The sequence below is a fragment of the Streptomyces sp. NPDC002698 genome (assembly GCF_042888945.1).
GTDB lineage: Bacteria > Actinomycetota > Actinomycetes > Streptomycetales > Streptomycetaceae > Streptomyces.
The window spans coordinates 75,176-96,057 of record NZ_JBIAQM010000011.1; the positions used below are offsets into that span (position 1 = coordinate 75,176).

General features: G+C 69.1%; 19 protein-coding genes. 15 read left to right on the forward strand and 4 right to left on the reverse strand.

Annotated elements, in window-relative coordinates:
• The 4 genes from ACFYW9_RS17775 to ACFYW9_RS17790 all read right to left on the reverse strand — a co-directional run bounded on the left by ACFYW9_RS17775 (position 1) and on the right by ACFYW9_RS17790 (position 4,583).
• Positions 1–822, reverse strand: coding sequence for a carbohydrate ABC transporter permease (locus ACFYW9_RS17775; RefSeq protein WP_389150762.1), 822 nt, complete (start codon positions 820–822; stop codon positions 1–3).
• Entirely contained in the window at positions 819–1,784 is a 966-nt protein-coding gene (locus ACFYW9_RS17780; RefSeq protein ID WP_389150765.1) for a carbohydrate ABC transporter permease, read from the reverse strand. The genes ACFYW9_RS17775 and ACFYW9_RS17780 overlap by 4 nt, the downstream gene beginning before the upstream one ends.
• Positions 1,781–3,076: an extracellular solute-binding protein gene (locus tag ACFYW9_RS17785; RefSeq protein ID WP_389150768.1), complete on the reverse strand. Its 1,296-nt coding sequence runs from the start codon at positions 3,074–3,076 to the stop codon at positions 1,781–1,783. Before ACFYW9_RS17785 ends, ACFYW9_RS17780 begins: the two co-directional genes overlap by 4 nt.
• A gap of 193 nt (positions 3,077–3,269) precedes the next feature.
• Complete coding sequence (locus ACFYW9_RS17790; RefSeq protein WP_389150771.1) at positions 3,270–4,583, reverse strand: MFS transporter; 1,314 nt, start codon at positions 4,581–4,583, stop codon at positions 3,270–3,272.
• Positions 4,584–4,666: 83 nt separating this feature from the next.
• Here ACFYW9_RS17790 and ACFYW9_RS17795 point away from each other — a divergent pair, with 83 nt between their 5' ends.
• The 15 genes from ACFYW9_RS17795 (at position 4,667) to ACFYW9_RS17865 (ending at position 20,772) form a co-directional block, all read left to right on the forward strand.
• Positions 4,667–5,677, forward strand: a complete 1,011-nt coding sequence (locus ACFYW9_RS17795) for a LysR family transcriptional regulator (RefSeq protein WP_389150774.1) — start codon at positions 4,667–4,669, stop codon at positions 5,675–5,677.
• A gap of 414 nt (positions 5,678–6,091) precedes the next feature.
• Positions 6,092–6,997 (forward strand): hypothetical protein, encoded by a 906-nt coding sequence (locus tag ACFYW9_RS17800; protein ID WP_389150777.1) that lies wholly within the window; start codon positions 6,092–6,094, stop codon positions 6,995–6,997.
• Positions 6,994–7,164 (forward strand): hypothetical protein, encoded by a 171-nt coding sequence (locus ACFYW9_RS17805; protein ID WP_389150780.1) that lies wholly within the window; start codon positions 6,994–6,996, stop codon positions 7,162–7,164. The genes ACFYW9_RS17800 and ACFYW9_RS17805 overlap by 4 nt, the downstream gene beginning before the upstream one ends.
• The gene (locus ACFYW9_RS17810) at positions 7,161–9,398 is read left to right on the forward strand and encodes a glycosyltransferase (protein WP_389151120.1); all 2,238 of its coding nucleotides are present in this window, start codon (positions 7,161–7,163) and stop codon (positions 9,396–9,398) included. Before ACFYW9_RS17805 ends, ACFYW9_RS17810 begins: the two co-directional genes overlap by 4 nt.
• Positions 9,395–10,900, forward strand: a complete 1,506-nt coding sequence (locus ACFYW9_RS17815; RefSeq protein ID WP_389150783.1) for an acyltransferase family protein — start codon at positions 9,395–9,397, stop codon at positions 10,898–10,900. The genes ACFYW9_RS17810 and ACFYW9_RS17815 overlap by 4 nt, the downstream gene beginning before the upstream one ends.
• A gap of 318 nt (positions 10,901–11,218) precedes the next feature.
• On the forward strand, positions 11,219–11,872 hold the full coding sequence (locus ACFYW9_RS17820) for a hypothetical protein (protein WP_389150786.1): 654 nt from the start codon (positions 11,219–11,221) through the stop codon (positions 11,870–11,872).
• Complete coding sequence (locus ACFYW9_RS17825) at positions 11,860–12,906, forward strand: hypothetical protein (RefSeq protein WP_389150789.1); 1,047 nt, start codon at positions 11,860–11,862, stop codon at positions 12,904–12,906. The genes ACFYW9_RS17820 and ACFYW9_RS17825 overlap by 13 nt, the downstream gene beginning before the upstream one ends.
• Before the next feature lie 43 nt (positions 12,907–12,949).
• On the forward strand, positions 12,950–13,267 hold the full coding sequence (locus tag ACFYW9_RS17830; RefSeq protein ID WP_351861936.1) for a hypothetical protein: 318 nt from the start codon (positions 12,950–12,952) through the stop codon (positions 13,265–13,267).
• Positions 13,264–14,604 (forward strand): putative T7SS-secreted protein, encoded by a 1,341-nt coding sequence (locus tag ACFYW9_RS17835; RefSeq protein ID WP_389150793.1) that lies wholly within the window; start codon positions 13,264–13,266, stop codon positions 14,602–14,604. Before ACFYW9_RS17830 ends, ACFYW9_RS17835 begins: the two co-directional genes overlap by 4 nt.
• 25 nt (positions 14,605–14,629) lie before the next feature.
• A complete protein-coding gene (locus ACFYW9_RS17840) occupies positions 14,630–15,319 on the forward strand; it encodes a hypothetical protein (protein ID WP_389150796.1) in 690 nt (229 codons plus the stop codon).
• A gap of 20 nt (positions 15,320–15,339) precedes the next feature.
• Entirely contained in the window at positions 15,340–16,029 is a 690-nt protein-coding gene (locus ACFYW9_RS17845; protein WP_389150799.1) for a hypothetical protein, read from the forward strand.
• Between the two features lie 214 nt (positions 16,030–16,243).
• Positions 16,244–16,900 (forward strand): hypothetical protein, encoded by a 657-nt coding sequence (locus ACFYW9_RS17850; RefSeq protein WP_389150802.1) that lies wholly within the window; start codon positions 16,244–16,246, stop codon positions 16,898–16,900.
• On the forward strand, positions 16,888–17,934 hold the full coding sequence (locus tag ACFYW9_RS17855; protein WP_389150805.1) for a hypothetical protein: 1,047 nt from the start codon (positions 16,888–16,890) through the stop codon (positions 17,932–17,934). Before ACFYW9_RS17850 ends, ACFYW9_RS17855 begins: the two co-directional genes overlap by 13 nt.
• A 143-nt stretch (positions 17,935–18,077) precedes the next feature.
• On the forward strand, positions 18,078–19,022 hold the full coding sequence (locus ACFYW9_RS17860; RefSeq protein WP_389150808.1) for a hypothetical protein: 945 nt from the start codon (positions 18,078–18,080) through the stop codon (positions 19,020–19,022).
• 370 nt (positions 19,023–19,392) lie between these two features.
• The gene (locus tag ACFYW9_RS17865; protein WP_389150811.1) at positions 19,393–20,772 is read left to right on the forward strand and encodes a nitrate/nitrite transporter; all 1,380 of its coding nucleotides are present in this window, start codon (positions 19,393–19,395) and stop codon (positions 20,770–20,772) included.
• Positions 20,773–20,882: the final 110 nt, after the last annotated feature.

Below are 20,882 nucleotides of genomic sequence, written 5' to 3' on the forward strand. Positions count from 1 at the left end.
TTACTTCACTGCGCCGACGGCGATGCCGCGGGTGAGGGTCCGCTGGAAGACGAGGAAGAAGACGACGGCGGGCAGCACGCCGAGGAGGGCGGCCGCGTTCGTCATCGTGGCGTCCATCAGACGCTGTCCCTGGAGGACGCCGAGGGCCACCGACACGGTCTGGTTGTCGTTGGAGATCAGCATGACCAGCGGCAGCAGGAACTCGTTCCACGTCCAGACGAAGAAGAAGACGAGCAGCACGCCGATCGTGGGGCGGCTGACCGGGACCACGATCCGCCACAGCACCTGCCACCGGTTCGCCCCGTCGATCCGGGCGGCCTCGATGATCTCGCGCGGGAACCGCCCGAGGACGGCGGAGAGGAGATAGGTGCCGAAGGCCGTCTGGATCACCGCGAACACGATGATCACGCTGAGTCTGGTGTCGTAGAGACCGGCCTGCTTGCTCAGGTAGTAGAGCGGGTAGACCAGCGCCTCCTGAGGCAGCGTGTTGGCGAGGACGAAGAAGGCGAGTACCCAGGTGCGGCCCCTGATCCGGCCGATGCCGATGGCGTACGCGTTGAGGACCGACAGGACGGCGGCCAGGGCCGCCACCGACCCGGAGATCAGGACCGAGTTGAGGAGTTTCTGCCCGAAGTCGACGCGCTGCCAGAAGTCCTTGAGACCGTCGAGGTAGAGGCCGCGCGGAAGGCTGAGGGGGCCGTGCGCGGAGTACTCGGCGGGCGACTTGACCGCGTTGAGGGCGACCACGGCGAAGGGCAGCACCATGAACAGGGCGCCGATGACGAGCGCCACGAGCACCGGGTAGCGGCGGAGGGCGGTCATGCGCGGACCCCTTCCTCGGCGTCCTCGGCGCGGGTCTGGAACCTCAGCCCGATCAGCGCCGACGCCAGGACGATCACGGTCAGGACGGTGGAGACGGCCGCGCCGTAGCCGACCTGGGTCTTCTCGAAGAAGGTCGTGAAGGAGAAGTACGACGGCACGTCGGTGGCTCCGCCCGGACCGCCCTTCGTCAGGACGTAGACCGCCCCGAACACCTTCAGCGCGGCGATCGTGCACCACAGCAGGACGACCGAGATCTCCGGGCGGATCTGCGGCAGCGTGATGTGCCGGAACCGCCGCCACCAGCCGGCGCCGTCCAGTTCGGCCGCCTCGTGCAGTTCCGGGTCGACGCGTTGCAGTCCCGCCATGAAGACCACCAGCGGGAAGCCGAGCTGCACCCAGACCATCACCCCCATCACGCTGTACAGCGCGAAGTCGGGGTCACCGAGCCAGTCCTGCCGCCAGGAGCCGAGACCGACGGCCTCGAGCAGCGCGTTGAGCGAGCCGTCGTCGGGGGCGAGGATCCAGCTCCACACGATCCCGGCGACCGCGATCGGCAGGACCTGGGGGAGGTAGTAGCAGGCCCGCAGCACCGCCACGATCCTGCCGCCGAAGTGCTTGCCGATGTAGTCGAACAGGGCCGCGGCCAGGACGAGTCCGACGGCCGTCGGGACGAGGGCCATCGCCAGCACCATGAACAGGCTGTGCCGGAACGACGCCCAGAACTCGCTGTCGTCCACCAGGGCACGGTAGTTGGCGAGCCCGGTCCACGAGGGGGTCCCGACACCCTGCCAGTCGGTGAAGCCGAGCCCGGTGTTCATCAGGAACGGCACGACGATGACGGCCGTGAAGGCCACCGCTCCGGGCAGCAGGAACAGCGCGTACGAGGTGCGCGGACGGCGCGGGTGACCGGCCTCGGCCTGCCGGCCGGTCACCCGCCCGCCGCGTTCGGCGGTCACCGTCATCGCCGCGGTACGCCCTTGTCGTACGCCTTCTGGAGGTTGTCCAGGTAGGCGTCGGGTTTCTCGCTGCCGGTGATCAGCTTCTGCGTCTCGGAGACGAGGGTGTCGTAGAAGCCCGCCACCGGCCAGTCCGGATAGAAGGCGAGCCCGTCACGCCCCGCGAGGGTGTTGTAGTCGGCTATCAGGGTCTTGGTCCTGGCGTCGGTGATCGCGGAGGTGTCCGCGGCCACCGGGACACCGCCCTTGTTGCCCAGCAGGTTCTGGATCTTCTTCGACATGGTGATGTCGATGAAGTCGTAGGCCAGTTCCTTGTTCTCGGCGCCCTTGGGGACCACCCACAGGTTGCCGCCGGAGCCCAGGGTGAGGTTCGAGCCCGGGAACAGGCCGGAGTCCCAGTCGAACGTGGCCTCCGACTCGAAGCGGCCGTACCACCAGCTTCCGGAGAAGAGGATCGGCGACCTGCCCTGGATCCAGGACACGCCCGCGTCCTCGGCCTTCGTGCCGCTGGACTTCTTGGAGATGTAGCCCTTCTCCACCCAGTCGGCGAAGGTGTCCGCCGCGTAGCTCCAGGCCGTGTCGTGGAAGTCGGCCTTGCCCTTGTACAGCTCGTAGGTGTCGACCCAGGAGCGGTCGGCCCTGGAGAGGGCGAGCTGGTAGAGGTACTGCTGGGCCATGTACTCGGCGCCCGCGTTGGCGAGCGGGGTGACGCCCTTCGCCACGAACGTGTCCATCGCGGAGACCAGTTCGTCGTACGTGGCCGGCTCCGCGATCCCGTACTTCTTGAACAGGTCCTTGTTGTAGAAGACCATCGTGTACTCGGCGTAGTTGGGCACGCCGTACCACTTGCCCGAGCCCATGACGCCGTTCGTGTCGTACTGGCTCGTGGTCCTCACACCGGCGCTGAGCTTCTTGTCCCAGCCGCGCCGGGCGGCCTCGGCCGTGAGGTCGGTCAGCAGCCCCTGCTTGGACAGGAGTCCGGCGGTCGCGTTGCCCTTGTTGTACTCCATGATGTCGGGGGCGTCGTTCGAGTTGAGGACCATGGGCGCCGTCTTCTGGATCTGTTCGAAGCCCTTCTCCTCGAACTTCACCCGCACACCCGGGTGTTGCGCTTCGAATTCCTTGATGGCCTCCTTCCAGGCCACCCCCATCGCGCTGTCCGGACCTTCGTAGTGCCACAGCCTCAGTGTCTTGCCGTCCGGGGAACCGCTGTCCGAGCCGCCGCAGGACGTCGCCAGCAGGGCGCCCGCCAGGGCCGCCGCCACCGCCGCCGCCCCGCGCCGTCGTTTCGTCAGCATCCACTGCCTCCAGAGGAGTCGGATGGGTATCGGGCCGTCATGCACCGTCGTCGAATCGTTTCGATGCATGACGTCGAAGCGCTTCGACGGGGGAAGGTAGGTGGCGGCCGTGAACACGTCAATGGGCTGAACCGGAATCGGGGCAGTGGTTCGACGGGCCGGACGGCGGCGGTGCCGGGTGTCGGCCCGGAGCTCAGGCGGTGTTCGCCGGGCCGAGTCCGAGGCGCGGCTCCCGGCGTCGTGCCGTACCCGTTCGCGCGGCCAGCGCGGCGATCACCAGCGCGGTCGTCGCCGCCACGACCGGGACCGTGTACGCCGCGGCCGGCGACCAGCGCTCCACCATCCATCCGCCGGCCGCGGAACCGCCGGCTATCCCGCCCAGCAGGCCGGTCACCGCGAGCGTCATGCCCTCGTTCAGCCGGCCCTCGGGTGTGCGCCGCTGGACCAGGGTCATGCCGGTGACCATGGTCGGAGCGGTCGCCATGCCCGCCACGAGCAGCGCACCCGCGAGAACCGGGAGCGAGCCGGTGAGCCGGACGGCGAGGAGCGGAAGCGTCAGCAGGACCGCCATCGCGCCGACACACACCGCGTACCGCCGCGCGGCGGGCGTCTCGGGGTCGAACGGTTCGACGTACCCGGCAGGACCCGCCGCGAGGTCGGCGGGAGTCGTGCGTCCGGGCGACGGAGCGCCCCGCCGCAGCGCGCCGAAGACCAGGCCCGCCACACACGACCCCGCCGCCTGGAGGGCGAGCACCACGCCCGCGGCGGACCGGTGCCCCCGCTCGTCCGCGAACGCGATCGTGGCCACCTCCATCGCGCCGAACACCGCTCCGGTGGCGAGGAAGGAGAGCAGCAGCGGGGGCATTCCGGGCGCGAGCACGGGCGACCCGGACGCCGTGACCGGCCGGGTCGGCGGCTGCGTCGAACGCTGTGCCGTGAAGAGCAGAACACCCGTCATCAGCAGCGCGGACCCCACGAGCATGCCCGCCTCCGGGGCGACCGTCCCGCACAGGAAGGCCGCGAGCACCGGGCCCAGCATGAAACACAGCTCGTCCACGGCCTGCTCGAAGGAGTTCGCGGTGTGCAGCGCCGCCGCGTCCCCTTCGAGGAGATGGGCCCAGCGCGCGCGGGACATCCCGCCCGTGTTGGGGGTCGTGGCGGTGGCGGCGTACGCGGCGAACAGGGTCCAGTCGGGCGCGCCGAAGCGCACGCACGCCACCAGCCCCGTCGCGCCGAGCAGCGCGAAGGCCGTGGCGGGCACGGCCACCCGGGCCTGTCCGTGGCGGTCGACGAGCCGCGCGGTCCAGGGGGCGACCACGGCCGTCGTGGCGAGACCCGTCGCCGTGACGGCACCGGCGAGCGCGTACGAACCCCGCGCCCCGGCGATCATGACGACCGCGCTCACGCTGAACATGCCCATGGGCAGCCGGGCGACGAGGTTGCCGAGGGTGAAGGCGCGGGTGCCGGGCAGCGCGAAGAGACGGCGGTACGGGGTGAGCGGTGACATGGGTGAACCGTCGCCCGCCGTGGCGGCGGCGGTCCAACACCTACTCCGTCGCGATTGACGCACATGGGTTGTAGGTTCACGTGATGCCTGGTCAACGCCCCCTTCCCGATCACCGGCCCTTTCCCGGTCATCTGGACCCCCGTCTGCTGCGCGCCTTCCTCGCTGTCGCCGAGGAACTGCACTTCACCCGCGCCGCCGCCCGCCTGTACGTCGCCCAGCAGTCCCTGAGCCGTGACATCCGCCGGCTGGAGCGGGAGCTCGGGGCGGAGCTGTTCGTGCGGACGACCCGGCAGGTGACGCCGACGCTGGACGCCGAGCGGCTGCTGCCGTACGCGCGCCACGTGCTGGAGGCGCACGACGCGCTGCTGGACGCCTTCGCGCGGCCCGGCGGCGAGGAGCGACCGCTGCTCGTCGACGTCAACACACCCGGCCTGGTCTCCAGCCGCATCCTCGACCGGGCCCGTGAACTCGCCCCCGGCAGCGAACTGATGGCGCGGTACGAGACCGGGCTCACCGGTGCGGCGGCGGACCTGCTCGCCGGCCGTCTGGACGTGTCGTTCGGCCGGTTCGCGGGACTCGACCCGGCCGTGCGGGCCCGGCTGGAGCAGCGGCTCGTGCGCTACGAGCCGATGGCCGTCGTCCTGCCCGAGGACCATCACCTCGCCGCACTGGACGCGGTGCCGCTGGCCGCGCTCGCGGGCGAGACCGTGTACGCGGGGGCGGGCAACCCCCGGACGCTGGAGTGGACCGATCTGGCACGTCACCTGTTCGAGGGACGGGGCATCCGACTCGCGTCACCCGCACCGGTGGCGGTAGGACCCGAGGAATTCCGGCGGATCATGGCGAAGTGGCGGACTCCGGTCCTGGCCGTGGTGGAGTTTCCGGCCATGCCCGGTTCGGTGTCGAGACCCCTCGTCGACCCCGTTCCCCTCTCACCGGTGTCACTGGTGTGGCGCAAGGGACTCGTTCATCCGGGAATTGATGCGCTAATACGAGCTGCTGTCGAACTCGCAAGCGACGAAAAGTGGCTCCTGAGTCCCCGGAGGGGGTGGATTCCAGCCACCGACGCCCTCATTTTCATGAAACGCGGATGAGGCGTCAGCGCACGAGTCCCGCCGCCGCTACATTTTTCGTCCGGGCGCGGTGTGATATTGGGGGGCGCTCAGACCGGGTGGGGGCCCGGTCCTGACGGCATAGAGATTATTTGCCCGGAGTCGTCGCGCACCCGTGAACAGTCCCGTGGGGGGATACACGTGCGCGTAGAGAACTGGCGGAAAGACGCCCAACCGGCTGATCGGGAAAACGGTCGGCGGGACGGACGCGGAGTCGATCCGTCACCTGGGAACGAAGCCGGGAAACCGATCTCCCGGCCGAAGGCCGGCAGAACGGTTTCGTGGCCGGATATGGGAGTTGGCATCAGTCCTGAGCGTGGGGGACGCGCCGAGCGAGCAGTCGGCGGGCGTCCCGAGCGAACCCCGGAGCCGGAGACCGAACTGCTCGTCGGTCGCGTGACGGAGACGGACGTGCTGTCCGGCCGTCGTCCCGATCCGGCCCCGGCGTCCGAGCGGGAACCGGGGGCGTGGCCCGCCTCCGTGGGCACGGTGACGGCGGGAACGTCGTCCCTCACCCGTACGGCCCCGGTACGACCCCTCTTCAACGACGGACCGGTCTTCGACGACGGCCCGGCGACCGAGCTGCTCCCCGGAGCCGCGCCGGACCCCGGCCGCCCGCTGCCCGCTTCCTGGGAGAACCCCGGCGAACCCCCGGACGGCCACGACCGGCACGAGATCACCATCCAGCTCGACGGCGCGAGCAGGGCGGACGGCGTGCCGGGCAAGGACGCCCCGGCGGCCGCCGACGTCTCCGACGGCCCCGTCTTCGTCGACGAGTCCGGCCGCCGCAGCCGCCGCTTCCGCCGCCTCGGCATGCTCGTCGCCGCGGCCTGCGCGGTCTACGCCGTCGTGATCGTCGCCACGCTCCTGTCGGGCAACTCCAACGCACCCTGGCTCCCGGTTCCGGGCCAGGAGGAGGACACCCCCGCCGGCCAGGTCGAGACCTCGCCGCTGCCCGCGCGGTCGGTGAAACCCTCCGGCACGGGCGCCGCCGCCGCGCCCGGAGCGGTGGCCACGGCCGCCGACGGAACGACGCCCTCACCCGGCTCGACCGCCACGGCCGGCGCCTCCGCCGAGGCCACCGCCACCGCCTCCGGCGACCCCAAGCCCAGCACGTCGCCGACCAAGAAGCCGAATCCGGGCGTCACCACCAAGGACCCGGACCCCGACCCCGAACCGACCTCCTCCGCGGACGGCCAGCCCACGGCCTCCGCCCCGGCGACCACTCCCGGCAGCACGGCCGCTCCCACGGAGAGCACGGGCACCACGGGCTCCACCGGAGCGGGGACCGGCACCGAATGAGCGACCTTCGCCGGCGCGCGCCCGCCGTGCGGGAACACGCTTCCGCCACCGCGACCGGCGCGGTGGCGGCGCTCGTAGAGGACCCGTCCGCGGCGTCCGGGCGGCCGGGCCGCCCCCTCAGTTCCCCGTACTCCCTCTCCTCCTCGCTCCCGGAGAACCTCCTCTGATGCCCCGCACCAGCCGTCACGGCCCCGCGCCCAGCACGCCGCGTCATGGCCCCGGCACCGCCCCGCGCCGTGCCCGCGACGTCCGGCGCCGCCGCCTTCCCCTGCGCTTCCTGCTGCCCGTCGTCATCCTGCTCGCGATGATGGGCATGCTGATGCTGCGCGGCTACGTGCACAGCGAGATCCTCGCGGACCACCGCGTCCGGCCCGAGGCGGCCACGGACAAGGTGCCGCAGAAGATCCTCGACGGCGGCCCGGTCATCGACACCCGCGGCGGACGCACGACCAGCCTCGGCGTCCCGGACCACCGTCTCGTCCTCACCTTCGACGACGGCCCGGACCCGGTCTGGACCCCCAAGGTCCTGGACGTCCTCAAGGCGAACCACGCCCACGCGGTCTTCTTCGTCACCGGCACCATGGCCTCGCGCCACCCGGGGCTCATCGAACGGATGGTGAAGGAGGGCCACGAGGTCGGCCTGCACACCTTCAGCCACCCCGACCTGTCGTACCAGTCCAAGAGCCGTATCGACTGGGAACTGTCGCAGAACCAGCTGGCGCTGGAGGGCGCGGCGGGCATCCGCAGCTCCCTGTTCCGCCCGCCGTACTCCTCGTTCGCCGACGCCATGGACGACAAGTCCTGGCCGGTGACGCAGTACGTCGGAACCCGCGGCTACATCACCGTCGTCAACAACACCGACAGCGAGGACTGGCGGAAGCCGGGCGTCGACGAGATCATCCGGCGGGCCACGCCCAAGGGCGGCAAGGGCGCCATCGTCCTCATGCACGACTCGGGCGGCGACCGCCATCAGACCGTGCAGGCACTGGCCGAGTTCCTGCCCCGGCTCCAGCGGCAGGGCTACGAGTTCCAGAACCTCACCGAGGCACTCGACGCGCCGAGCGCGAACACCCCGGTGACCGGACTCGACCTGTGGAAGGGCAAGGCCTGGATCTTCCTGGTGCAGGCCTCGGAGAAGACCACCGACATCCTGGTCGTCGGCGTCGCGGTCATCGGCGTGCTGGTCTTCACCCGCTTCGGGATGATGCTCCTGCTCTCCGCGCTGCACGCCCGCCGGGTCCGCCGCAAGGACTTCCGCTGGGGCGCGGCGCCGGTCACCGAACCGGTGACGGTGCTCGTCCCGGCGTACAACGAGGCCAAGTGCATCGAGAACACCGTGACCTCCCTCATGGCGAGCGAGCATCCCATCGAGATCATCGTCATCGACGACGGATCGGCCGACGGCACCGCCCGCATCGTCGAGGACATGTACGTGCCGAACGTACGCGTCGTACGCCAGGACAACGCCGGCAAGCCCGCGGCCCTCAACCGGGGCCTGGCGAACGCCTCCCACGACATCGTCGTGATGATGGACGGCGACACGGTCTTCGAGCCGGCGACCGTCCGCGAACTCGTCCAGCCCTTCGCCGACCCCGAGGTCGGCGCGGTCGCGGGCAACGCCAAGGTCGGCAACCGGGACTCCCTCATCGGCGCCTGGCAGCACATCGAGTACGTGATGGGCTTCAACCTCGACCGCCGCATGTACGACCTGCTGCGCTGCATGCCGACCATCCCCGGCGCCGTCGGAGCCTTCCGCCGCAGCGCGCTCGAGCGCGTCGGCGGCATGAGCGACGACACGCTCGCCGAGGACACCGACATCACGATGGCTCTGCACCGCGACGGCTGGCGGGTCGTCTACACGGAGAACGCGCGCGCCTGGACCGAGGCCCCGGAGTCCGTCCAGCAGCTGTGGTCCCAGCGCTACCGCTGGTGCTACGGCACCATGCAGGCGATCTGGAAGCACCGCCGCGCCCTGGTCGAACGGGGCCCGTCGGGCCGCTTCGGCCGGGTCGGCCTGCCCCTGGTCTCCCTCTTCATGGTCCTGGCCCCGCTCCTCGCGCCCCTGATCGACGTCTTCCTGCTGTACGGCGTCGTCTTCGGCCCGACCCAGAAGACGATCGTCGCCTGGCTCGGTGTCCTCGCCATCCAGGCGGTGTGCGCGGCGTACGCGTTCCGCCTGGACAAGGAACGCATGACCCATCTGATCTCGCTGCCCCTTCAGCAGGTCCTCTACCGGCAGTTGATGTACGTCGTCCTGCTGCAGTCCTGGATCACCGCCCTCACCGGCGGCCGGCTGCGCTGGCAGAAGCTGCGCCGCACCGGCGTCGTGGGGGCGGCACCGGGATCCGTCCCGCAGCAGCGGGCGTCGGACAGCGGGAACGAACGGAGGCCGGTCGGATGACCACGCACGAGTACCCGGCGGGGGCGACGCCGCCGCTGGGCACGCCGAAGCCGGCGGTCCCGCGTCCGCGTACGTACCCGGGAGCGCCCGCGGACGACTGGCTGCGCCCGCAGCCGCAGCCGCAGACGGGTACGGACCCGGCACCGTCGTCCGGGACGGGATCCCTGTCCGACCCGGGACAACTGTCCGGGACGAGCCCGCTTCCCGGGACGAGCCCGCTTTCCGGGACGAGCCCGCTTTCCGAGACCGCCGAAGGGGCGGATCCGGGTCGGAAGCCGGCTCCGAGCCGCCCCGGCCGCGACCGCTATCTGGACCTGCTCCGCTCCATGGCGCTGGTCCGCGTGGTCGTGTACCACCTGATGGGCTGGGGCTGGCTGACGGTCGTCTTCCCCTCCATGGGCGTGATGTTCGCGCTGGCCGGCTCCCTGATGGCCCGCTCGCTGAGCCGGCCTCCGCTGGGCGTGATCAGGGGACGCGTACGGCGTCTGCTGCCCCCGTTCTGGGCCTTCGGCGCGGTGGCGCTGGCCATGATGTTCGCGGGCGGCTGGAACCCCTGGCACGACCCCGACCACGGCGGCACATGGGGCCTGGTCGACCTGCTCAACTACATCGTCCCGGTCGGCGCCCCGCCGTTCCCCTGGAGCGTCGGTTCCAAGTCGGGTCTGCTGGAGGACAGTTGGGCGGTCCAGAGCGCGGGTGTGCTCTGGTACCTGCGTGCGTACCTGTGGTTCGTGGTCGCGTCCCCGCTCATGCTGTGGGCGTTCCGCCGTGCTCCGTGGGTGACCGTGCTGGCTCCCCTCGCCCTGACGGCGGTGGTCGGCACCGGGCTGGTCACCATCCCCGGTGAGACCGGCAACGCCGTCACCGACTTCGCCGTCTACGGCGGCTGCTGGATCCTGGGCTTCGCCCACCACGAGGGCATGCTCGTGAAGGTCCCGCGCTACATCGCCATCTCATGCTCGGCCCTGACGATGGCCTTCGGCCTGTGGTGGGCCTCGGGTCATCTGGGCCCCGACGGCTGGGACTTGAACGACATCCCGCTGGCCGACGCGCTGTGGTCCTTCGGCTTCGTGGTGATCCTGCTCCAGTACAGCCCCTCCTGGCAGGAACTGCCGGGCCGCCTCGCCCGGTTGGACAAGCTGGTGACGCTGTCCAACAACCGCGCGGTCACGATCTACCTGTGGCACAACATGCTCATCATGGCCACGGTCCCGGTCCTCGACCAGCTCTACAACCTCCCCTTCATGGAGAACGACGGGGCGACGGCGGCCCTCGACGCCACCTACACCCTGTGGATGCTCGTCCTGGTGTGGCCGCTGATAGGCCTGACCATCCTGGCCCTCGGCTGGATCGAGGACATCGCGGCCAAACGAAGCCCGCGCCTCTGGCCGAACGGAGCCAAGGGTCGTAAGTCCAAGGTCCGGAAGTCCGAGATCCGCAAGCCCAAGAGCCCTAAGACCAAGGGTCGTTCGACGTCCCGGGGGCGCCGGACCAAGGCTTAGCGACGGCTTTTGGGAGGACGCCGTGGGGCCGAGGCATGGACGGCGGCCGCACGACGGGGGTGCCCCGGCGATCCGGCGATTCACCGCGCCGATCTGCCGCACCGATCTGCCGCACCGATTTGCCGCGCCGATCTGCCGGGGCACCTCCGTCGCGTTCATCCCGCGATGTCACTCAATCGAAGGTTTCCAGGTGGCCGTTTGGTCATGCTATGAACCTCTATATCCACCTGCTCGGCACCCTTCGTCCTGATGCCGCCGCGAGGGCCCCGCTAGCGTGACGTGCCGCTGCCTCCCCCCCCCACGCCGCCAGGAGCCTCCGTGACCAGCCGCCCCCGCCCGTTCCCCACGGCCGCCGCCGGAGCGACAGCCGCACTGCTCCTCCTGACCGCCTGCGGCGGGGGCGACGAGGAGCCGAGGGGGCCTGGCGAGATCGCGGGGGCGGGGGGTGCGGTGTCGGCTTCTGCGGGCGGGAGTGCATCGGCCTCTGGGGGACGGCCCACAGTCACGTTCCCTTCCGACGCGCGAAACGTGTTCGAGGGCCAGAAGACCGGGGATGCCAGGAAGGACGCGGTACTGGCGGACAACGCCCAGCGCATCAACTCCATTGACGATGCGATCTTCCAGGGAACGGTGAATACCGAGGCCCTCGGTTTCTACAGCGCGGAAGGCGCCTTGGGCAGCGCGAGGATGTTCATCAAGGGTTACCTGGACGACGGTCGTTCGTGGACTGGGACCACTCGCTATTTCGACCGCCAGGTCAGTTTTCGTTCCAATGGCAGTGCGGCTGTCGTCTACTGCTCGGACGAGAGCAAGTCCTTTCTCAAGAACCGGAAGACGAACAAGGCTGAGAAGACACCGACCTCGGCGGACAGCTACGTGCTGTACAACACCAAGCTGGTCGAGACCCCGGACGGCGTCTGGCAGACCATCAAGGTCATCTCGAAGCGAGGCGCCGCCCAGTGCCAGCCATGAAGTGCTTGCTCGGTTCGGCAACGCTCACGGTTGTCCTCTGCCTTGCGGCGTTCGGCCCCCAAGCCGCGTACGCCGGTGGCCGTGGCGACGAGGGCAGCGAGAGCACCACACCGAATCCGCGCGGATATGCCACGGATGATGGCACGTTGTCCGCTGCCGTCGGGGCTGTTGTGTTCGACCGGTCGAGGAACGGGTCGGGTGATTCCTCCGGCCCGGTGACCCCTTCGTCGGGCAACTGGGCTCCGCCCGCCTGCTATTACGCCCCGAAGTACACCCCGGCTCAGATGCGGAAGTACAAGGAGTCGATCTGGGCGGTCGAATCGACGGGGTATCAGTGGGACGCGAAACAGCGCGACACGTACGTGAACGGGCATCCCTACAAGGACTTCAACAAGGCCAAGGCCGACCAGGGCTACTGGTGGGACTCGTACGTCACGCCGGGCCGCGAGGGCGACCCCACCGCCTCCACATGCACGGAGGACACCTTCTGGGTGGACAAGGGCGAGGCTCCCCCGGCGGGCATTCCGGAGGCGATCACGCCGGAGACGCTGGCGCGGCTCGCCTACGCGGAGATGCGCGTGCCGTCGACGAGGGTGGACCTGGCTCCGGCGGGGACGACGAAGGTGAATCTTCCGACGTGGGCGTGGCTGGACACGGCGGAGTTCGAGCCGGTGTCGGTGACCGCGTCGGTGCCCCTGCTGAACGTGACCGCCACGACGACGGCCGAGCCGGTCTCCCTCAGGATCGAGCCCGGTACGGCGGACGCGCAGACGTATCCCGCCTCGGGTGTCTGCGAGATCACGGGCGACCGCATCGGCGAGGCGTACGCCAGGGGCAAGGCCGAGAAGACGCCTTCTTGCGGGCTGCGGTACCTGCGTTCCTCGGGCGACGGCTCGTACCGGTTGCAGGCCACCCTCACCTGGCGGATCCACTGGACGGGCACCGGCATACCCGCGCCACGGAGCCTGCCGGACGGCAGGTTCGGCGCCGGCCAGGAGGTCGTCGTGCAGGAGATCCAGTCCGTCAACCGCTGAGTCCGGCCCCCGGACTCCCTGAGATCCGGAACGAGCAGAGGGCATGGCGGAACGGCTTGCCGTCGACGGCGATGAGCTGTCGCACTTCATGAGGATGCTCCGGAAATCGACCGAGTCGTTGCAGGGTCTGCGCAGAGCGTTGGAGGACGCCACGGTCACCGGTCTGGGAACGGACGACCTCGACTGTGCCTGCGAGGAGTTCCAGGACAGCTGGAAGTACGGAGCCGACCAGATCGGGAAGCAGACCGAGGACCTGGCCGAGATCATCGGGAAGAGCAGGGACAGCTACCGCGAGGTGGACAAAGCCCTGGAGCAAGCTCTGAAGAAGGCCGGGAACGGCGGGGGCGGGGGTACGAGGTGACCTACGAGCCCGAGGACACGGGCGCGGCGATGGACCCGCGGTCCCTCGCTGACCGTGACAAGCCGCAGGGACTCAAGTCGGCCCCGCGTATCCCCAACCCCGACCATCCGCATCTCGGGTTCGATCCGGTGCCGGGCAGTACGGAGACCGTGAGTGGCCTCCGTAAGAAGCTCACCGGGTGCGCGAAGGTCCTCGAAGAGACGCATGGACTCGTCACCAAGCTGATGGACGGCAGCTATTGGAAGGGTGACGCGGCCGTCGCCTTCCGCGAGCAACTGGACGGCGGACCGCTTCCCCTGAACCTGAAGAACGCGGCGCACTCCATTCGCAAGGCGGCCCGACAACTCGACCGCTGGGAAGGCGAACTCGACGACTTCCAGCGGCGGGCGAAGCGGCTGGAACAGGAGGCGAAGGAAGCCCAGGCCGCCGTGGACCGGGCGAAGGGCCACGCCACGAAGGCGGGCGGCAGCCCCGACCTGGAGGGGAAGGGCACCGCGCACGACGAGGCACGGAAGGCACTGACCAAGGCGGAATCGGCGGTGGACGACGCCGAGGACGTGCTGCGCCGAGTCCGCGGCAAGGCGCGCGAACTCGCCGAGGAACACGAGCACCGGGCCCGTCTTCGAGCCGGCAAGATCCGCGACGCCACGAAGAAGCTGACGCCCCATGAACCGGGCTGGTTCGACTCGGCACTGGACTGGGTCACCGAGAACTTGCCGGACATCTTGAGCACTTTGGGGGCTGTGATCGGCTTGGTCGCGTTGTTCGTCGTGTCGGGTGGGACATTGGCTGCGGTGTTGCTGCTGGTTGCTTCGGCTTTGAGTGCGACGGCCTTGACCATCCGAATCTCTGAGCACCCCACGGTGTGGGCGTCGTTGAGAGACGGCTTCGCCAAGGGAGAGCTCGACACTGACTTCTGGAGCAACCTCGTGACTGTCGGGGGTGACGCTCTTGGCATGGTTCCCGGCATTGCCGCGGTGGGCAAAGGTGCTGCGGTTGGAATTCGGGCCGCGAGCGAGACGGGTGATGCCCTCTCGCTCGGTCAACGAGCCATCCGATTCGGGGGCGGCACCATGGAACACGCGAAATCCATTTCGAGCCTGGACAATGCTCTGCTCGGCTTTACGGTTCGCGGCGCCAGGGCAGCGCAGATCACGAAAGGGATTGAGGTCACCTCGGCTTCGGTGGGCGTCGGTACCGCAGGCTTTGGTCTCGCCATGACCGCCGTGGACACCGACGACGATGGGATCAAGGACGGCTCAGTGGCGAGTATCGACGGCGCCAGGCTTGGCCTCGACGTCGGAGGACTTGTCGACATCGCCCGTCATGTCTTCTGATTTCCGAGCAGAGAGAAGGCGCCTCATGGCTCCGACCGAGTACCCGACAGCATGGGATCACCCCCCGACCAGAAGAGCCTTCGTTCAGCACTCCATCTTGATCGTTCTGCGCCTGGTGGGCTGGATCGCTGTTTGGATCGGCTCGTTGGCTGTCCTGGTGGTCTTTCTCTCGCCAGGCTTTACCCCGCTCTTCATCCCCATCCTGGGCTATGCGGCTTTCCGAGCCGTCCTCCAACTCGCCTACATCCGTCCCTCCATCTACATCCAGCGCGTCCTCTGGCAGTACCCCTGGCAACTCCTCACCGATGTCCCCCGGGGTCGGAACCGGCATCCGATGGTTCAAGAGGACGAGATGTGGCTGGAGTTGCCCAATCCTGAGGAGCCGGGGGAGCGGATTCCCCTGTTGTTTCTTTCTGGTATGCGGACCTTCTGGTGGATGCGACGGTTCGGTACCGCCCGTACGAAACCGGAGCTGAAGGCCGAGATCGAGCCGCTCTGGTTCGCCGGTGACCCCCGCTTCATCGCCGTCATCGCGGCCTCCAGGCGGAAAGGCGAGGCCCCCAAGAGACTGCACCTGCTCTATCAGCGCACGGCCACGGGCCGCCGGGGCATCGAGCCGACCGACTGGAACGCGAGCCCCGCCGCCCTCGAACGGGCCCGCCGTTCCGGCGCCCACGTCCCCGACGCGGTGCGCCCGCACTCGAACCCTCACTGACTCGTACCCGGCAGGATCCGATGACCACGCCCCACCGTTTCACCGTCGCCGACTCGGCCGAAGACCCCGACGCCGATATCTGGTTCGCGGAACCCGCGGGCTTCACCGCGGTGCCTCTCGACGCGTTGCTGCCCGTACCGGGCTCCCGGGCCGCGGATGATCTGCGTACCGCACTCGCGCCGATTCTCGATGCGGCTCTTGACGGGGTGGTACGACAGCGGTTCATCGCCCAGTTCGCTCAGGGGCAGCAACTGCTCGGCGCTCTGGCGGAGGCGGGAACCGTCCATTGCTCCATCGGACTGCACCGCGACGACGTCGATGCGGGGGCGGCGAGCTGTGGCCGGCCGCTGTTGTCGTTCTTCACCGTCTCCTGGCGGGCAACGGCTGTGTCACCACGAGCCGTGACGGCAGCGCGTGCGGTGAGCGGGCTGGATCCGCAGGCGTGCATCGAGTTCGCCGAACTCCCGTGCGGGCCGGTCACGTTCAGCGAGACCGTTCACACTCCCGGGGCCGTGAGCGGAATCCCTCGGATGCCCTTGGCCCAGTTCCGTGCTCACCTGCCGCATCCGGACTGCAGGCGGCTGGCCGTGTTCACGCTGAGCACGGCCGCTGTCGGCCGGAGTGAGCAGTACCGTGCGATCCTTCGCCGGATCGCGGCTCTGGCCTCCTTCGACAACCCGCTGCGTCCGGCCTGCCCCCGGGTGCCGTGACGGAGGCCGAGGGCTTTGCGGAGAGCAACTGGGTGAACCGTGCTTCTGGCGGCTGCCGCTGAATCGAAGCCTCCGGGCGGCCAGTTGGGCATGCTATCGGCCTCTATGGGCAACGGCTGTTACTCGCTTGGCACCATTCGCTGTGGTGTTGTCGCACAGGCCCCCGCTAGCGTGTTGGTGCCCTTCCGAACCCCATGCCGCACAGGAGTCTGCCGTGAACCGCCGTTCCCGCCTGCTTGCCACAGCCGCTGTCGGAGCGTCAGCCGTGCTGCTTTTGTCCGCGTGCGGTGGGGGTGGTGACAAACCGAAGGCCAACGACAAGATCGCCGGTGCGGACACCGGTGACAAGGCTTCGGCCTCACCCAGCACCAGCGCCCCTCAGCCGACGGGCCGACCGAAGATCGCGTTGCCTGCCGACCTTCACTACACCTTCGAGTGGCGCAAAACCGGCAACAAGGACAAGGATGCCGTTCTGGCTGACGGTGAACTGTTCATCAAGGCCACGGACCAGGCCATCGCCAATCAAGACCCGCTCGACCCCGCATATCGCTTCTACTCGGCGGAGGAGCTCGCGGCGGCGACGCAGAAGTACGTGCAGCGATTTGTGGACCACAAGGCTCGCACCACCGGTACCTATCGTTTCTACAGCGAGACGGTGACCCTTCTTGGTGACGGATCGGCGGCGCTCACATACTGCGAGGATCAGGGCAAGGCGTACAACAAGTTCGTCAAGACCGGAAAGGTCGACAAGACTTCCGTCACGAAGAACAGCTACATCTTTTACAACACGACGTTGAAGCGGAATTCGGACGGCGTCTGGGTGACGCAGGACATGCTCTCGGAGAGGGGGAGCGGCAAATGTCAGCCGTGAAATGGCGCGGGGCTGTGAGCGGCTCCGCGATTGCGATACTTCTCTTGGTCAACGCCAACTCTGCCGCCGCCGACGACGACTTCGGTAACGGCAGCCAGAAGCCTGGCGGTACGCACGCGTCCGGTGACAGTGACGGAAAGGGCAACCTCTCTGCCACAGCCGGTGCCGTTGTGTTCGATCGTTCGAAGAACGGGTCGGGTGGTTCTTCCGGTCCGGTGACCTCCTCGTCCGGTAACTGGACCCCGCCCGCCTGCTATTACGCTCCGAAGTACACGCCGGACGAGCTGCAGAAGTACCTGGAGCCCATCTGGAACGCCGAGTCCACCGGTTCCGACTGGGACCAGACGCAGCGTGACAAGTACGTCAACGGTGGCTTGGCCAAGGATTTCAACAAGGACAAGGCCGACCAGGGCTACTGGTGGGACTCGTACGTCACGCCGGGCCGTGAGGGCGACCCCGGTGCGCTGAAATGCACCAAGGACATCTTCTGGGTGGACAAGGGCGAGGCTCCTCCGGCGGACATTCCGGAGGCGATCACGCCGGAGATGCTGGCGCAGCTCGCCTACGCGGAGATACGGGTGCCGTCGACGAAGGTGGACCTGGCTCCGGCGGGGACGACGAAGGTGAATCTTCCGACGTGGGCGTGGCTGGACACGGCGGAGTTCAAGCCGGTGTCGGTGACCGCGTCGGTGCCGCTGCTGAACGTGACCGCCACGACGACGGCGGAGCCGATTTCGCTGAAGATCGAGCCCGGTACGGCGGACGCGCAGACGTATCCCGCCTCGGGGGTCTGCGAGATCACGGGCGACCGCATCGGCGAGGCGTACGCGAAGGGCAAGGCCGGGGAGACGCCGCCCTGCGGGGTGAAGTACCTGCGTTCGTCGGGCGACGGTTCGTACAAGCTGAGGGCCACCATCACCTGGAAGATCCACTGGACGGGCACCGGAGTGACCCAGGCGCAGGACCTGCCGGAGGGCACCTTCGGGGCCGACCAGGACGTCGTCGTGCAGGAGATCCAGTCCATCAACCGCTGAACCCGGCAGTCCACGGACCCGGCAAGGTCGAGTCAAGCGCCGGTAAACGGAAATGCCCGACTGTTCTGCGGAGATGTCGTGCGTGAAAAGGTGGGGCCGTTGCTGGTGTGAACGGGTGGGGCCGGTGGGGAGTCGGGGGTCACGTGAGTAGACGGCAGATCCGGAAGATGTTCCGGTTGATGGCTCAGGGCCAGGCGGTACAGCTCACGAGCCCCATGGCCTCCGTGAAGAAACTGGCCCGACTCGCCTTCATCGCGCAGCAGTTCGGCTACGAGTACGCGGACGTGCGTCAGGGCGCCGGCCGCAACAACGCGCTCACGATGCTCATCGTGCCCGACCCCGGCCCGCAGGCTCAGGCACGTGCCGCGCAGAACTGGGCGCAGTACCCGAAGGCCGGCGACGGGGTCTCGTTGCCGCCCGTCGTCCCCGACGCCCTGGAACTCCTCAAGGCCCGCATCAACTTCGACCTCACCGGCAAGAACGCCGAGAAGCGGATGGTGTACGCGGGGATCGGTCTCAGCGTCGGGTGCGTCGTCCTCGCGGTACGGGCGGGTGGTGACTCCGTCGCTTTCACGGTGGCGGGCGTCCTGTGGGCCGTGATGATGGTCGTCCTCGGCGTCGGTCTCGTCGTCACGCGCAGGCGGAACGCCAAGTTCGCGGCGTTGCTGGGGGCGGCCGGGTTCGCGCCCGTGACGGAGGAGGGCGGGCGGGTGCGCTATCTGCCGCCGGCGACGGGGTACGCCGCCCGGCCCACCGGCCCGTACGGCCCCTATGCCCCGCACGCCGGTCAGGCTCCGCAGGCCCCGTACCCGGGCCAGGTCCCTTACGCGGGCCAGCCCCCGTACGTCGGTCAGGCTCCGCAGGCCGCCCAGCCCCCGTACGCCGGTCAAGCTCCCCAGGCCCCGCACGCGGGCCAGGATCCCTACCCGGCTCAGGCACCGCGGGCCCCGTACCCGGGCCAGGCCCCCTACGGCGGTCAGCCTCCGCAGGCTCCCGGCCCCTACGCCCAGCAGCCTCACGTCCCCGCCCCGGGCGGGCCCGCCAACCCGTACGCCGCCCAGCCCGGATCCGTACCACCGCAGCCGTAGCCACACCACCCCGGCAGTCCCCGGTCCAACCCCGACGCGCCTATCCCTCCCGCACCTTCGCCGGCCCGAACGCCGTGAAGACCGTGGGGAGTTGGAAGGCCAACGTGTGACTCGCCGCGCCGTGGCCCGCCGTGAAGACCGGCCTCGCCCTCACCTCGCCCGGCAAGCGAGCACGCCGTAGGACCCGTCCGGTGGCCGAGTCCGCCGTGCGCACCTCACCCGGTCCCCGGCCCGTCCTCACCGTCGGGTCCGGGGCCGGGTGAGAGCAACGTTCCCTTCAGGTCACTCACAGCCACAGCGCGGAAACGAGCCCTCCCTACCTTCGGGAAACAGCAGGCCAGTAAGCCCGGAGAACCAATGGAGGCGTGACATGACTGCCCCAGCCACGAGTACGGCCCCCGCGCGGGGCGGTCGCTGGATCGAGGAGTGGGACCCGGAGGACGAGGTCTTCTGGGCGGAGAAGGGCGAGAAGGTCGCCCGGCGCAACCTGCTCTTCTCCGTGCTGTCCGAACACATCGGGTTCTCCGTCTGGACCATGTGGTCGGTGCTGGTCCTGTTCATGGGACCCGAGTACGGGCTCACCCCGGCCGACAAGTTCCTGCTCACCTCGATGGTGACGCTGGTCGGCGCGGTGGTGCGGGTCCCCTACACCTTCGCCGTCGCGCTCTTCGGCGGCCGGAACTGGACGATCGTGTCCGCGGCTCTGCTGCTCGTGCCGACCGTCGCCGCGTTCGTCGTGATGGAGCCGGGCACCTCGTTCAACACGTTCCTCGTGGTGGGTCTGCTGGCCGGTGTCGGCGGCGGCAACTTCGCCTCGAGCATGACCAACATCAACGCCTTCTTCCCGCTGCGGAAGAAAGGCTGGGCGCTCGGACTCAACGCGGGCGGCGGCAACATCGGCGTCCCCGTCATCCAGCTCGTGGCGCTCGCCGTCATCGGGGCGACCGGCGGGCCCCGGGTGCTCCTCGGGATCTACATCCCGCTCGTCGTCGTGGCCGCCGTCCTCGCCGGCCTCTTCATGGACAACCTCACCACCGTGAAGAACGACACCGGCGCCGCCCTGGACGCCGCGAAGGACGCGCACACCTGGATCATGGCGTTCCTCTACATCGGGACCTTCGGCTCGTTCATCGGCTACGCCTTCGCCTTCGGGCAGGTGCTCCAGGTCCAGTTCGGGCGTACACCGCTCCAGGCCGCCTACCTCACCTTCATCGGCCCGCTGCTCGGTTCGCTGATCCGGCCCGTCGGCGGATGGCTCGCCGACCGCTACGGCGGCGCCAGGATCACCCTGTGGAACTTCGTGGCCATGGCCGCCGCGACCGGGGTCCTGGTGTTCGCCAGCAGTGAGAAGTCGCTGACGCTCTTCGTCTCGGTGTTCGTGGTGCTCTTCGTGCTCAGCGGGCTCGGCAACGGGTCGACGTACAAGATGATCCCCGGCATCTTCCAGCGGAAGGCCCTGGAAGCGGGGCTCGAAGGAGAGGAGGCCGCCCGCCACGGACGGCGGCTCTCCGGTGCCGCCATGGGGCTCATCGGCGCGGTGGGCGCGCTCGGCGGCGTCGGCATCAACCTCGCCTTCCGCCAGTCGTTCCTCGGCTCCGGATCCGGCACCGGCGCCTTCGTCACGTTCCTCGCCTTCTACGCGGCGGCCTTCGCGGTCACCTGGGTCGTATACCTTCGCCGCCCGGCCGCCCCGGCCCGGACGAGTGCCACCGCAGAGGCGAAGACCCAGCTCAGCTACGCCGAGGTGTGACGTAACACGCCCGACATCACCTTGATCCGAGCCTGTCACGGTCCGTTGACAGGCTCGGATCCGCCACGACGTACGAACAGCACAGACCCGTACGACGACTCGACGAGCGC

Coding starts and splice junctions, on each gene's coding strand:
- ACFYW9_RS17775 (WP_389150762.1), bottom strand. CDS start 822: ATGACCGCCCTCCGCCGCTACCCGGTGCTCGTGGCGCTCGTCATCGGC.
- ACFYW9_RS17780 (WP_389150765.1), bottom strand. CDS start 1,784: ATGACGGTGACCGCCGAACGCGGCGGGCGGGTGACCGGCCGGCAGGCC.
- ACFYW9_RS17785 (WP_389150768.1), bottom strand. CDS start 3,076: ATGCTGACGAAACGACGGCGCGGGGCGGCGGCGGTGGCGGCGGCCCTG.
- ACFYW9_RS17790 (WP_389150771.1), bottom strand. CDS start 4,583: ATGTCACCGCTCACCCCGTACCGCCGTCTCTTCGCGCTGCCCGGCACC.
- ACFYW9_RS17795 (WP_389150774.1), top strand. CDS start 4,667: ATGCCTGGTCAACGCCCCCTTCCCGATCACCGGCCCTTTCCCGGTCAT.
- ACFYW9_RS17805 (WP_389150780.1), top strand. CDS start 6,994: ATGAGCGACCTTCGCCGGCGCGCGCCCGCCGTGCGGGAACACGCTTCC.
- ACFYW9_RS17815 (WP_389150783.1), top strand. CDS start 9,395: ATGACCACGCACGAGTACCCGGCGGGGGCGACGCCGCCGCTGGGCACG.
- ACFYW9_RS17830 (WP_351861936.1), top strand. CDS start 12,950: ATGGCGGAACGGCTTGCCGTCGACGGCGATGAGCTGTCGCACTTCATG.
- ACFYW9_RS17840 (WP_389150796.1), top strand. CDS start 14,630: ATGGCTCCGACCGAGTACCCGACAGCATGGGATCACCCCCCGACCAGA.
- ACFYW9_RS17845 (WP_389150799.1), top strand. CDS start 15,340: ATGACCACGCCCCACCGTTTCACCGTCGCCGACTCGGCCGAAGACCCC.
- ACFYW9_RS17855 (WP_389150805.1), top strand. CDS start 16,888: ATGTCAGCCGTGAAATGGCGCGGGGCTGTGAGCGGCTCCGCGATTGCG.
- ACFYW9_RS17865 (WP_389150811.1), top strand. CDS start 19,393: ATGACTGCCCCAGCCACGAGTACGGCCCCCGCGCGGGGCGGTCGCTGG.